The following is a 12072-nucleotide window of genomic DNA, read 5'->3' on the forward strand; positions in this document are numbered from 1 at the left end:
GCCTGCATGTCTGTCAGGCCATGGTGATTTCCAAATTAGGCCGCTGACGCCGGAATTACCGCTTGTCGAACGCCTTCGCATGCGGGAAGAGCACGGTTTGAAGTCTGGTGATGATCAACTTGTTCAACGTCTCACAATTGTTCGGTGACAGGTGAGGAAGCTGGCGCGAAGTCTTCCACGGCGGCGGTGACCGCGGAGCAACTCGTCATCAATCGGGCTTGTCATCAGACGATCCCAATGCGATGGCTCAGCTTGGCGCCTTTTGCAAGGGTTGCCTCAGCGCGGGCGGCAACTGAGCAAATGACTTCCCACTCTTCCTACTCGCTCGCCCCCGCTGTTTTTGAAAGCGCTGCAAGCGAGCGTAAACAGCTTGTCGGGTGCGGCGCAGCCGCTCGCCGACCTCCTCAGCAGTGGCACCAGCGGCAAAGAGCGAGAGCAATTCCGCCTCTTCGTCAACCGACCACGGACGCGTCGATGTACGATCGTTCGTCATTCGCGATCTACAACAGCTAAATACGCGGCGGCACAGGCCGCCGCGGTGGGTCGGGAAAGCGAGCCGGCCGCTCTGAGCGCGGCGGCGAGCGTAGCTTCGCCTGAGAGCTGGAACTAACCAAGCCGCCGATGCGTCCTCGTGATCCATGCCGCAGAACAATATCCATGAACCATTTAGAAAAGATTTCCGGGCCGTTCCCGATCCGTAACTGCTCGTAAACGATGCGATGGCAACAAGCGGCCATGGAAACCGAACGCCCGCTTGAAACGATACGTCAAGACATCGCGAAGGCGTCGAATATCTTATGATCGAAGCTGGTCTGACAGAACTTAGCCGCCTCCGATAACCAAGGGTGGGAACGACGAACGTGTCAAAGGCCATGGAACTAATCGTCGCCGGCTACGTGAAAGTACAGGACCGACGCGCTCTGGCCGACTTGCTGGCACATCGTCGCAAGGTGCTCGCCCAGCTGCAATCCGTGTCGGTATCAACCCAGAGAACGCGGCCAAAGCAATCCAAGAAGAATTGGCGTTGATCGAAGCCGGCCTCGAAGAACTTAAACCCCCGCCCGGTTCGCTGCCTGAGAACGAGTGGAGCTAGCGATGCGCGTTAACAAGATCAATTGGGACAAAATCGGCCGAGCGACCGAGCCTGGTCGATACAAGTGCTTTTTCGGATATCTGACGGTCACTTCAGAAGACATTCAGGTTTGGACGCGCTACCCCGATGCGACGTTCACTTTGATCGCGCAGCCGACGACTGAGCAATCGGTCGCTGAAGACTACCGCCTTGGCGCGTTCGACATCGGCGGTCTTCAATAATAGGCCCGTTGTGCGACTCGGCCTAAGGACTGAAGCATTGCAGCCCCCATAGGAACTTTGCCACGCAGGGTCGGTTGGTTAGGGTGTACCGTTCGGCGGCCCTTTGCCAACTCAGGAGATGAAGATGGCAAAAGCTTTAATTTCAAAGGGGGACCTCGAACGCATTGCGCTTCAGGACATCCGTAGTTTCCCCGGCTCCGAACATGTCGTCTCAGTAGAAGTCGAATACGAGGCCCGGCAAGCACAGGACACCAACTGGCAATTGTGTGTCATAGCGAACGACGGAGGCGATCTCGACCGCATTCAATATGCCGCCAAGGTCACAAGCGATCGGTTGAAGCGCCGATACGATCTTCGGCTGGCCTCCTAGGCAGCACGATCAGCCGTAGCCTCCAGTTGGAAATCGGCTTGCGAAAAGGCGCCCCCGCAACGGTTGCGATGATTGAAGTCAATGGCACGCTAATGCCGGAAGTCCCTCGGCGCACCTTCTACTTCTTTGATGATCCCCTCGGCGTCGGCCGATCGGCCATATTGCACTTGCAAGGCATGCCGGCGCCACGCTGGCATGCTGCCGCGCGACAGCAGCGCTTGTTCCAGATTTAACTTTCCGCGACGACATCAAGCTTAATCCGGGTCTTTGATTGCACCAAAGCTGCGGAGCGCTAACCTCTCTGCACCGGACATTGCCCCCGCCCGGGGTCACCATGGCGAGGTCGTCGGGCCACGATACTCGGGGCGGCGGCTTCGTAAAACTTCTAGCCACGAACGCGAGTTTTCATTTGAAAGAGCAGCCGCATCATGAGACCATCGATCTGATTGAGATGCGTCGGCAACTCACGGCTTTGCGTTCGCAACATTCCGACAATCTTCAAATTGCGTCTTTGCTGAACCGCTTTCTCGTGACGATTGCATTCCTGGCAGCGCCAACAGACCTCGCCCATGAGCAGTATCTCCGATCGGAATTCGAGCGAGCGCTGCAAAGGGTCAAAGAGATCAGTGCGCGGACCAAGTCCGATTGAGCCACACAGCCGCCGCCCTAAGCGGCCGCCCCGCCCATGAGCAGGACTAATAGGCGCGCCGCACCATTCGGGGCCGCGAGGGCGGTCTCGGAGAAACCCGGTTTGCAAGCGCGATCACTGCGGCCTCGTCGGTTTCAAGCGCGATCTTCTGGGCGAGCATCACGTCGCAAGTTCCTAGGGGCCGTTCAGGAACGAAACACCACCCCGTCTTGGGCTCCATTTTTTCATCAAGCTCCCAAACATTGCTCATGGTGCCCGGATGAATTCGGTATCGTCGGCCGGTGTGGGATCCAGTGACATCGAAGAAGCCTTCGGCATCAAATTGCGCACGCTGCTCTGGAGATAACCATTCTCGCAAAAGGCGGCGCGCACGCGCTTCCGGCCCATTTTCCTCGATGAAGCTCCGATAAAGCGCACGCATAGCGCGCAAACGCGCACTGCCGGCACCGTTTCGTCTGAACAAAAACATTTTGCGCGCGGCGAACGCCGTCTATCCGCTGACAAGGCGCGGATAGGAAAGCGTTTCCTCCGCCGTCGGATCAAATGTCCGCACGACGTTTAGATCGCCAGTCGCCATCCGCATGGCGGCGGTAAATCCTTGGTCGATCAGCTTCTTTAAACGCCACTCAGCCTCGGCAAGCCGCTTGGATCGGTTTGCTCGAAGAAGTGTCTGCTGTCGCCTGTGGTCCATCACGATCTGGGTAGCCATGAAAGAGAACTCCGCAATGCCTGCCTCCGATTAGGACCGAACATCGCGACGATGAATAGCGTTCCTAGGCCTCGGTAAATCTCGCGTGCTCCCGGAACAATCTCGCAACGTCGAAAGCCTTATCTGCCGCGATCTGACGGCGGCGCAACGTGCGAAGCTGATAGCGAAGCGGAAGGCGACTTATGAAGCGGTGCATCCGGAGACGCCGACAAGGTGGCCGCCCGGGCAAGGCCGGCGGCGGCAAGGCGAAGGTGGCCAACTTGGGCCAGCTTCGTCGCCGGTACGTCAGGGAAGACCGGCAAGCCGGAGCGGACCATCCGACGCGTGACCCGCCCGAAGGCGTTAGGCCCTGATCTGGACCGCGTCGCCGGGACGTCGTTGGACAAGGGCGCCGAACTGGATGCGCTGGCAGCAATGCCGGCAGATGCCAAGCGCGCCGCTGATCCGGCGCGCTGTCGCTTGCCTTGACGCATCCTTTGCGGTTGAGTTCTCGCATCAAAGATGGAGCGATCCACGGGGGCGCGAATGAACCGATTGCAAAAATACGTCGAACAAGGGTCAGACGGCGAACGGCCGGGACGGACTGCCTACGCTTTCAACGCAACAGTGCTGCCCGAACCCAAGAATGGCTTCGATTGGCGCCCGGTACGGGACTTCAGCTCAGCTGATGAAGTTTTGCGCAATGCGGGTCTAAAGGAAGTGTTCGAAGCTGCGATCAAGCATGGCTATGCCGTTGTGAACCCGGCATAAAGACCATGTAGCATCCCCGTTTGGCAGCGATCACAGATTTCGGTCACTCAGGGACGCCGGGAAACGAGACCCGGGCGTCGTTCGGAGAACCCGGGCCTTAAGATTGTCGCCGGATCACGGCCGTTTAAGGTCGCGCTTCTTCCAAGATGCTCCCAAGTTCGCTGGCTGATGTGGCTTCGATATTTGGGTCTCGCCGTGGATACCGTATTCGCGATCGAAGAACGCGCGGACAGCGCGCGTATATCGCCCGCCCATCAGCCCGTCGAATTTGGGAAAACAGCGGCCTTCGAGCAGAGTAACGACGGCGCGCCAGTGAGTGTACCCATGCTCACTCAGGTTGGCGTGCTGGCCGCAAGGCCGCGGGAGAAGCCCTACAAGCTCCCGACGGGAATGGCCTCCACCTTTTGATTGAAACCAATGGGAGTAAGCTCTGGCGCTTCCCGTAACCGCTTGAAATTAAAACGAATGCGACCTCCCTCCGAGCGCACCATAACCCACAGACATCACATTAGCCTGGCGAGGTGGAAGCACGCTCGCCGAAAAGATCGCGCAAAGTCAGTCGCGATGCAGAATGTGAGTGGATGAGGCTCAATCCAGTTGCTGCGCGACGTTAAGCAGCTTCTCTCTTAGCCACTTGTGTGCTGGATCGGTCGTATGGCGTGGGTGCCAGTACATGGCCTCGTGGATGTCCGGGACAGATATTGGGGACTCCAGCAGCTTGATATCGACCGTGCCAATCAGTCTTCTGGCCGCCCGTTCCAGCACGAGGCTGATGAGCCGCGTCCCTTTGATAAGAAATGGGCTCAACAGGAAGCTTTCGACCGTCACCTCAATACGCCGTTGAACGCCAGCATTGGCAAGATGTTGGTCGGCGAGGTTCAGCTGCCGATCGTCTCCGATGCCGTAGACGAGATGCGGGAGCTCGAGAAACTGCGTCTCGCTCAATATATCGCCTGTGACGTCGGGGTGATTTGCATCGACGGCGCAGAGCCAGCGATCGCTTAGCAGCGAGGCCGTCGGATAGTCGTTCGGTCCGAAGAGTTCGATCGGCTCGATGACAATGTCCGCCTGGTTCGTCTGCAGCACGCGCGCGGCGTCGCGAGCACGAGGCAGTAGATGAATCGTCACGTTCGGAGCCTCGTTGGAGATCATCCTCACGAGCGGCGTGAGCAGGACCAACCCCGCATAGTCGGACGCACTGATCGAGAACGTCCGCGCATCGGTCGCAGGGTCGAATCCAGGACGACGCAGCAGGAGATGTTCGACCTTGCTAAGCGATTCTTTCAGCGGGACGATGAGGTCTTCCGCATTTCGCGTTAGAGCCAGATCGCGCCCAACGCGCACGAGTAATGGGTCGTGGAAGACTTCGCGCAGTCGCGCGAGAGCCGCGCTCATCGCCGATTGGCTGAGACCGATGCGCTCGCCAGCCCGGCTCACGTTGCGCTCCGTGAGGAGCGCGTCGAGTATCACAAGCAGGTTGAGGTCAATACTTCGTAGGTTCACCCCAGGCCTCCCGGTGAATGCAGCCTCGGACCGTAACAATTTGTATCGTCGTGCACTATCGGAATGAGCTCGTCCTTGCCGTATTTCGATCGGCCGCATTTCGCATGTTGCGGTTGCGAGATGTTGCCGGCGATGTGTTGGCTCTCGGCTTTTCGGCGTCCCTCGAATGGTGTCTTAAGGCGCATGAGACGGATGGATCGATCCGGCAGATAGTTGGAATACTTATTATCGATTAGACGTCGGCCAGGCGCGCCACCTAGCTTCTGTGACACGAATAAGTCGCTACGAGGCGCACCATGAATAACAACTCGGGAATTGGAAACGACCTCGGAGTTTCGCCTTCGCAGACGACTGCGGATGCGGCCGAATTCCGGGCGGCAATGCGGCACTTCGTCGGAAGCGTGAGCGTCGTGACGACTTGGCATGGCGCTAGACCCTGGGGGATGACGATCAATTCGTTTACCTCGGTCTGCACCGAGCCGCCGACGATCCTGATCTGTTTGAACAGCAAGACCGTGACCGCCGCGCACGTCCGGGAGGGCGGGCGCTTCGCGGTGAACCTCCTCACTCAGGATCAGCTTCACCTTTCGGAGCTCTGCTCGCGTCCTAGCGTCGACAAATTCATTGACGAACACGTCTTGCTATCGGCCGGCGTTTTCGGCGGAAGCGGAGTTCCGCGGCTACGCGAGGCATCGGTTGTGTTCGAATGTCGGGCAGTCGAGCAACTCGTGGTCGGAAGCCATCGCATCGCCATCGCCGCGATCGAGTGCATTCATGCGCCGGCCGCTGGTCCGCCGTTACTCTACGGACAGGGGCGCTACATGCATGGCGTCGATCTGGAGGCGCGCGCATGACGTCCGCGTCGTCCCCGAAGGAAGTCGCCAACGCGCTCTACGACGCCTACTGCAGGCACGATCACCGCGCGATCCTCGCGCTCTATTGCGATGATGCGACGCACGACGAAGTCTCGCAACTCAAGACGAAGCAAGGCCCCGCCGAGATCGCGGTGGGCATGCAGAAGCTGTTCAGCTGGCTCCCGGACGTCCGATGGGAGGTGAAGTCCATGATTGTGGGAGGGGATGGAACGGTCGCCGTCGCCTACGTCATGCGCGCGACCGCTCCGCAGAAGAACGGCACGGCTGAAGCCAAGACCATTTCGTTGCGTGGTGTTCAACTGGTTCAAGTCGAGGACGGCCGGATACGCCACAGCGAAGACTACTGGGATGCAGCGACGTTCCAGCGGCAAGTTTCCTAAGAACATGAGAAGGAGTGAGCTATGAGAACCGGTGCCGAGTATCTTCAATCTCTACGAGATGGTCGCCGCGTCTACGTCGGTGGTGAGCTAATCGAGGACGTGACCACGCATCCCATGACGAAGGGGTATGCGAATGCCATCGCCGAATACTACGATCTTCATCTTGACCCGAAGCATCAAGACATCGCGACCTTCATCGATGAGAGTGGCAAGCGTCAGTCGATGCACTGGTTCCTTCCGCGGTCAAAGGAAGATGTAGTCAAGCGCCGCCAGTACTGCGACTTCCTCTGCCGTCACTTCAAGGGCGGCATCTTCACACGGCCGCCAGCCGGCATGAACGTGGTCATGTTCACCCAGGTGGACGACCAGAAGCCTTGGTCGGACAATTCGCGCTTCAGTGGCAAGAAGCGCGATCTCTCCGGAAATATTCAGCGTCAGTGGGAGGAGGTGACGTCTCAGGATCTGGCTATCTCGCCCATGTTCCTCGACGTCCAGTTCGATCGCGGCCGTGACAATGCGATGGCCGAGACGCCAATGCTGAAGATCATCGAAGAACGCGACGACGGCATCCTTGTCCGCGGCTGGAAGGCGATCGGCACGTCCGTTCCGTTCGTCAATCATCTTCTTATTGGAAACTTGTGGCGTCCCGGCCAGACCGCGGAGCAGACTGTCTACGCGCTGGTGCCGATCGCTACCAAGGGCATCTCGGTCGTGGCCCGCAAGTCGAACGCGCAGCCGGACGCAGATCCGTACGATCGCCCGTTGGCCACCATCGGTGACGAACTCGACGCGATGGTCTATTTCGATGACGTCCTCATTCCATGGGACCGGGTTCAGCACGTCGGCAATCCTGACCACGCGAAATGGTATCCGCAACGTCAATTCGACTGGGTGCATCTCGAAACCCAGATCCGTCACTGCGTCCATGCCGAACTGATGGTCGGCCTCGCTCTGCTCTTGACGCAGTCGCTGGGCACCAGCACCAACCCGGTCGTGGCGGCGCAGCTCGCTGAGCTCATTCGCTTCCGCGAGACCTGTCGGGCCTTCATGATCGCCGCTGAAGAGACGGGATTCGCGACGCCCGGGGGGCTGTTCAAGCCGAACAATATCTACATCGACTTCGGCCGCGCCTACTATCTCGAGAACCAGGCCAAGATGGTGAACACCCTGATCGATTTCTGCGGTCGCGGTGTTGTTATCCAGCCGTCGAAGCGCGAGATGGAGGATCCATATATCGGCCCGAAACTCGCAGAGGCCCTCCGCGGTGCTGAGATCAGTGCCTACGACCGTATCAAGATCTTCCGCCAAATCAGCGAGCGATTCCTGAGCGAGTGGGGCAACCGCCATGAGATGTTCGAGAAGTTCAATGGCACGCCTCTCTATCTCATCAACTTGCTGACGATGCAGCGCACAGAGTATCAGGTCGATGGACCGCTGACCGAGCTGGCGCGGCAGGTCCTCGGCTTCGGCGACACGGCGGAACTAGGGAAGCGTGCGCAGGAAGCTGAGCAGAAGTCCCACTACGCCAGCGTCCGCTTCCAGCCTGACTACGCGAAGGCCCAGGACGTTAAGAAATCCTACATGAACGACGCGGCCGAGTAGGCGAAGCATCACCCAAGATCGCGGAAGCCCCCAGTCGGCTTTCGCGGTCCCTTCAGCATTTTCGAAGGTGAATGATACAAGCACTTCACTTTTCTCGGCCTGCCGACACGCGTGGTGCTTGGTTCTCGGACCATCGGGTCGATCGGCTGCGAGGGCCGTCCGCCGAAGGTAATCCTGGTGGACGATGCCAGGATTTGACGTGACTTCACCAAAGATGAATTGGACAGGGAACTATGCGAAACTTTGACGAGATCACGATCACTGACGCGGTCGTCGACCGTCTTTCAGGTGCGAGCGACCGGCGAGCGGCTGAGGTCAGCGTCGCCTTGGTCCGGCATCTCCATGCTTTCGTGAGGGAGGTACGGCCGACGATCGAGGAATGGGAAAAGGGGATCGCGTTCCTGACGGATACCGGCAAAATGTGCAGTGACACCCGCCAAGAGTTCGTGCTCCTGTCAGATACGCTCGGCGTCTCGATGCTCGTGGATGCCATTAATCACGGAGCAGCCCAGGGCGTCACCGAGTCGACGGTGCTTGGGCCCTTTTACGTCGAGGGGCCACCCGAGAAAGGGCGTGGGGATAACATCTCTGGCGGTCTCGAAGGTGACCCGCTCATTGTCACAGGAACGGTGAATGCTCCGGACGGCACGCCGATCAACGGCGCCGTCGTCGATGTCTGGCATTCGGACGGCGATGGCTACTACGATGTCCAGCAACTCGGGGAGACTGGTGGCCTAGCAATGAGGGCCCGGTTCTCGACGGACGGAGATGGGAGGTTCAGTTTCTGGAGTATTAAGCCGGCGGCATATCCCATTCCTCACGATGGTCCTGTCGGAGCCATGTTAGAGAAGCAGGGACGGCATCCGTGGCGACCGGCGCACATCCACTTCATGATTTCGGCGCCTGGCTATCAGAAGCTGGTGACGCACATATTCGCGGAAGGCGATGCGTATCTCGACACCGACGTCGTCTTCGGCGTCAAGGACAGCCTGGTGCGCAAATTTGTCGAGATGCCGGCGGGGCAGGCGCCGGACGGCCTTATCCAAAACTCGCCCTTTTTCCACCTGCACTACGACTTCGGCTTGCACTTATCTTGAGGCTCGATTTTCGATAGGCGATGCCCACCAAAATGGGCACCAGCGATCAGCTCGTTCACCTTCTCCCCGTCAGGCGAAATCCAGGCGGAGCGCGAACCGCCCACGAACGAAGAGGGCACGTATCTGGTGCGGTTACTGGTGCGGCGGCGGCGCGGAAGGCAACGAGAACGAAGTAAGCTATTGATCCCGTTGGTGGGCCCGGCAGGACTCGAACCTGCAACCAGACCGTTATGAGCGGCAGACTATCGGTCAGCTTCGTTGATTTTGCTGCGGTTTCATCTGCGTTCGATCGCGTTTGTTGCGTTTTGGTGAGGTCGTTTCTGGTGCTAAACTGGTGCGGCCACGCCTACACGCGCAGACGGGCCGGCTTTGACATCTATAGGACTGTTTCAGGACGATTATTGAGCGGATCGACTTGGTCCTCTCAAGGCTGAAACAGGGGTTCGATTCCCCTAGGGAGCGCCAGCCGGGAAGTCATGGCGTTGTTTTCCCATCGCTTTTTACGGCTTTTCCCAAACCTTCCGGTGTGGTTTGGGAAGGTTTGTTCTTCCGATGTTCATTGAGCTGCGTCACCGCGCGCTTGCCGCCGCGCTTCCGATCGGCCTCGCGGGTGTAGCGTTCGGCCTCGGCCAAGGTCGTATGGCCCAGCGCGGCCATTATGTCGTGAGCGCTGCAGCCGGCGTCGGCGAGCAGGCGGCCGAGCGTCTTGCGCAGGCCGTGCGGCTGGCAGGATAGAGGCAAGCCGGCGGCGGTGATGGCATCGCGCATGAACCGGCTGAAACCATCGACCGTAAATGGCTTGCCGTAGGCCGTGGTGATGACCACGAAATGCTTGCGCGGCGTCGCCGCCAGCGCCTTCTCCAGATCCTCGGACACGGCCATGTCGACGGCGACTCCGGTCTTGTGGCGCCGGTAACAGGCACCATCGTCGACCTGGGGCCACGTCAGCGCGTGGGTGTCGATGCGCGCGGTGCCCATGTTCAACATGAGCGCATAGGCGGTGCGCTGCTTCGTGCCGATCGGCCAGCGCCGTTCATAGGCGGCAAGCTCACGATCGGTCCAGGCCCTGATCTCGCCTCCCTTGGGCCGCTTGATGCCAGCCGTGGGGTCTGGCGTCAGCTTGAAATGGTTGATCAGGATGCGCAGCTTCTTCAGCGTGTCGAGCGCGGCGCCGGGCTTGTTGGCGAGCGGTGCCAGAATGAATGTTTCGATTCGCTCTTTCGTGAGCCCTGAGAATGCGCGGTGGCCGTGATCGGTTCTGATCTGCTCGAGGCGTGAGCTGTAGCCGTCCTTCGAGGAGTCGCTTAGTGCGCGATACGCCGGACTCGCCATGTAGGCGGCGATCTTCGCGCTAATACTGTCGGGCGAATCCTTCTTCAGCACCACCTTGGTGGTGCCGCCCATTGCCGCGATATACGCTAGACGAAACTCTTCCGACGTCGGATCGTCGGGCAGACGGATGCGTGGCCCGTTCTGACTGCGTATCCTGAATGACAGGTACGTGTTGCCTTTGACAGTGTTGCGTTCGACATGCAGCGGGAGCTTGCGGGGCATCAGGTCCATCCCACGTCGCTGGCGGCCAAGGCCTCACCCTCATGGGGCAACGCCTCAACGGCCAAGTCAAGCTCTCTCACGTCCCACGCTTTGCGTTTGTCCCCTAGAACACGGGCGCGTGGCATGCGCCCGTCCAACACCATGCAGTCGAAGGTATTCGGACAGACGCACACATAGGCCGCGGCCCCGTCGCGCCCGATCAGGCGCGGCGGAAGGGAAGGTGGAAGCGCGGCCTGCTTCGGCATCACTGCAGCTTCTCGATTATCGGATCAACTTCGCGATCAGGGCCCAACAGGATTAGCCGCTGGTTCTCCCAGGACTCAGCCTCAGTCTCGGACGGTCCATGCACGACATCAGGTTCGTGCTGGGCGCACCAATAGTGCCGACCAAGAGCGTCGACGCCGTTTCGGGTGCAGATGGTGTCACCGATTTTCATGCGCTTTGACGTCACCGCACCGCCTCGCGCTGCTCGCGCTGCATGCGATCGCGCAGCGTTCTGATGATCTCTGCGGTTTGCGAGGAGATGTTGCGCTTCGCCTGGGCCGCCAGCCAGGTCTTCACATCGAGAGGCACGCGAACAGAGATGACGACCGATTCCCGTTTAGGTAGAATACCAAATGCTCCAGACGCATTCACGATGCGTGTGTGCAATATGGATTGCGCACATATGGCGAACCAAGGGCAGCCGTTCCGATGGGCGACCCGAAACCGGTATGCTGCTACAGAAATTTCCTCCCCAAGATTTTCTCCCAACTATGTGATACTGAAAAACGGAAGGGCCGACCTGATGGGCGGCCAGCCTTGTCGGTGATGCCGGCGCGATCAGCGAGCGGGCGTCGAGGTTGACCTCGGACTATTGCCGAGCTGCGCTCCACTTCCCGATCTTTTTTGATGGATAAGTGCCCGGATGACTACGGCACTAGCTTGTTTGCGGGAACCGTGAGCGGCAGCATGCCCCCTGCGATTCGCAACCGCAGGTAAAAGCATGGCTGAGGACACCCCCGATTACGCTACCTGGCTGCCGGTGATCGGCCGCTCGCTCGCGAGGCTTGCCTTGTCAAAGGCTTGGGAGGAGGCGCCGGACAAATATGGCGAGGTGCTCGAGCGGGTGAAATTCCTCGAAGGACTCGGGCTGCCGACAAGGGACGCCGCAGAGGCGGCAGGATCGACCGCCGCATCCGTGCAGGTGATGCGAAGCCGCAGTAGGACCAGGAAAGCCAATGGCAAAAAAGGCAAGAAAGCGCGCGTCCGCCGGTGATACCGCTGCCG

The 12072-nt window shown here is 59.5% G+C and carries 14 protein-coding genes, 1 tRNA gene and 1 pseudogene; 11 read left to right on the forward strand and 5 right to left on the reverse strand.

Annotated features, from left to right (window positions below; translation table 11 throughout):
* The first annotated feature begins 1095 nt into the window (after window positions 1–1095).
* The 3 genes from NLM25_RS12610 to NLM25_RS12620 all read left to right on the forward strand — a co-directional run bounded on the left by NLM25_RS12610 (window position 1096) and on the right by NLM25_RS12620 (window position 2333).
* On the forward strand, window positions 1096–1314 hold the full coding sequence (locus NLM25_RS12610) for a hypothetical protein (protein WP_254117106.1): 219 nt from the start codon (window positions 1096–1098) through the stop codon (window positions 1312–1314).
* Window positions 1315–1438: 124 nt separating this feature from the next.
* A complete protein-coding gene (locus tag NLM25_RS12615; RefSeq protein WP_254117107.1) occupies window positions 1439–1684 on the forward strand; it encodes a hypothetical protein in 246 nt (81 codons plus the stop codon).
* A gap of 409 nt (window positions 1685–2093) precedes the next feature.
* Window positions 2094–2333: a hypothetical protein gene (locus NLM25_RS12620; protein WP_254117108.1), complete on the forward strand. Its 240-nt coding sequence runs from the start codon at window positions 2094–2096 to the stop codon at window positions 2331–2333.
* A gap of 46 nt (window positions 2334–2379) precedes the next feature.
* Here the strand turns inward: NLM25_RS12620 and NLM25_RS12625 are convergent, their stop codons facing one another.
* Window positions 2380–2802, reverse strand: coding sequence for a hypothetical protein (locus tag NLM25_RS12625; RefSeq protein ID WP_254117109.1), 423 nt, complete (start codon window positions 2800–2802; stop codon window positions 2380–2382).
* Between the two features lie 21 nt (window positions 2803–2823).
* Window positions 2824–3042 (reverse strand): annotated as a pseudogene (locus tag NLM25_RS12630) (hypothetical protein).
* Window positions 3043–3567: 525 nt separating this feature from the next.
* Here NLM25_RS12630 and NLM25_RS12635 point away from each other — a divergent pair.
* Window positions 3568–3792 (forward strand): hypothetical protein, encoded by a 225-nt coding sequence (locus tag NLM25_RS12635; protein WP_254117111.1) that lies wholly within the window; start codon window positions 3568–3570, stop codon window positions 3790–3792.
* 195 nt (window positions 3793–3987) lie between these two features.
* The gene (locus NLM25_RS12640; RefSeq protein ID WP_254117112.1) at window positions 3988–4200 is read left to right on the forward strand and encodes a hypothetical protein; all 213 of its coding nucleotides are present in this window, start codon (window positions 3988–3990) and stop codon (window positions 4198–4200) included.
* A 180-nt stretch (window positions 4201–4380) separates the two neighbouring features.
* Here NLM25_RS12640 and NLM25_RS12645 read toward each other — a convergent pair whose 3' ends face one another.
* Window positions 4381–5295, reverse strand: a complete 915-nt coding sequence (locus NLM25_RS12645) for a LysR family transcriptional regulator (protein WP_254117113.1) — start codon at window positions 5293–5295, stop codon at window positions 4381–4383.
* Window positions 5296–5675: 380 nt separating this feature from the next.
* Here NLM25_RS12645 and NLM25_RS12650 point away from each other — a divergent pair, with 380 nt between their 5' ends.
* The 5 genes from NLM25_RS12650 (at window position 5676) to NLM25_RS12670 (ending at window position 9714) form a co-directional block, all read left to right on the forward strand.
* Window positions 5676–6149: a flavin reductase family protein gene (locus tag NLM25_RS12650; protein WP_256570691.1), complete on the forward strand. Its 474-nt coding sequence runs from the start codon at window positions 5676–5678 to the stop codon at window positions 6147–6149.
* Complete coding sequence (locus NLM25_RS12655; protein WP_254117115.1) at window positions 6146–6550, forward strand: nuclear transport factor 2 family protein; 405 nt, start codon at window positions 6146–6148, stop codon at window positions 6548–6550. The genes NLM25_RS12650 and NLM25_RS12655 overlap by 4 nt, the downstream gene beginning before the upstream one ends.
* 21 nt (window positions 6551–6571) lie before the next feature.
* On the forward strand, window positions 6572–8152 hold the full coding sequence (locus tag NLM25_RS12660; RefSeq protein WP_254137154.1) for a 4-hydroxyphenylacetate 3-hydroxylase family protein: 1581 nt from the start codon (window positions 6572–6574) through the stop codon (window positions 8150–8152).
* A 233-nt stretch (window positions 8153–8385) separates the two neighbouring features.
* Complete coding sequence (locus NLM25_RS12665; RefSeq protein ID WP_254117117.1) at window positions 8386–9249, forward strand: intradiol ring-cleavage dioxygenase; 864 nt, start codon at window positions 8386–8388, stop codon at window positions 9247–9249.
* Window positions 9250–9647: 398 nt separating this feature from the next.
* Window positions 9648–9714, forward strand: a tRNA-Glu gene (locus NLM25_RS12670).
* Between the two features lie 9 nt (window positions 9715–9723).
* Here NLM25_RS12670 and NLM25_RS12675 read toward each other — a convergent pair.
* Both NLM25_RS12675 and NLM25_RS12680 read right to left on the reverse strand, forming a co-directional pair.
* Complete coding sequence (locus NLM25_RS12675; protein WP_254117118.1) at window positions 9724–10803, reverse strand: tyrosine-type recombinase/integrase; 1080 nt, start codon at window positions 10801–10803, stop codon at window positions 9724–9726.
* Window positions 10804–11250: 447 nt separating this feature from the next.
* Window positions 11251–11454 (reverse strand): hypothetical protein, encoded by a 204-nt coding sequence (locus NLM25_RS12680; RefSeq protein WP_254117119.1) that lies wholly within the window; start codon window positions 11452–11454, stop codon window positions 11251–11253.
* Between the two features lie 334 nt (window positions 11455–11788).
* Between NLM25_RS12680 and NLM25_RS12685 the strand changes: the two genes are divergently transcribed.
* A complete protein-coding gene (locus NLM25_RS12685) occupies window positions 11789–12061 on the forward strand; it encodes a hypothetical protein (RefSeq protein WP_254117120.1) in 273 nt (90 codons plus the stop codon).
* Window positions 12062–12072 lie beyond the last annotated feature (11 nt).

Origin of the sequence: Bradyrhizobium sp. CCGB01 (assembly GCF_024199795.1) — a bacterium.
Taxonomy (GTDB): domain Bacteria; phylum Pseudomonadota; class Alphaproteobacteria; order Rhizobiales; family Xanthobacteraceae; genus Bradyrhizobium.

Bases quoted from the DNA above. Each gene is read 5' to 3' on its own strand.
- NLM25_RS12685 (WP_254117120.1), top strand. From the start codon at position 11,789: ATGGCTGAGGACACCCCCGATTACGCTACCTGGCTGCCGGTGATCGGC.
- NLM25_RS12615 (WP_254117107.1), top strand. From the start codon at position 1,439: ATGGCAAAAGCTTTAATTTCAAAGGGGGACCTCGAACGCATTGCGCTT.
- NLM25_RS12610 (WP_254117106.1), top strand. From the start codon at position 1,096: ATGCGCGTTAACAAGATCAATTGGGACAAAATCGGCCGAGCGACCGAG.
- NLM25_RS12660 (WP_254137154.1), top strand. From the start codon at position 6,572: ATGAGAACCGGTGCCGAGTATCTTCAATCTCTACGAGATGGTCGCCGC.
- NLM25_RS12635 (WP_254117111.1), top strand. From the start codon at position 3,568: ATGAACCGATTGCAAAAATACGTCGAACAAGGGTCAGACGGCGAACGG.
- NLM25_RS12675 (WP_254117118.1), bottom strand. From the start codon at position 10,803: ATGCCCCGCAAGCTCCCGCTGCATGTCGAACGCAACACTGTCAAAGGC.
- NLM25_RS12650 (WP_256570691.1), top strand. From the start codon at position 5,676: ATGCGGCACTTCGTCGGAAGCGTGAGCGTCGTGACGACTTGGCATGGC.
- NLM25_RS12655 (WP_254117115.1), top strand. From the start codon at position 6,146: ATGACGTCCGCGTCGTCCCCGAAGGAAGTCGCCAACGCGCTCTACGAC.
- NLM25_RS12665 (WP_254117117.1), top strand. From the start codon at position 8,386: ATGCGAAACTTTGACGAGATCACGATCACTGACGCGGTCGTCGACCGT.
- NLM25_RS12625 (WP_254117109.1), bottom strand. From the start codon at position 2,802: ATGTTTTTGTTCAGACGAAACGGTGCCGGCAGTGCGCGTTTGCGCGCT.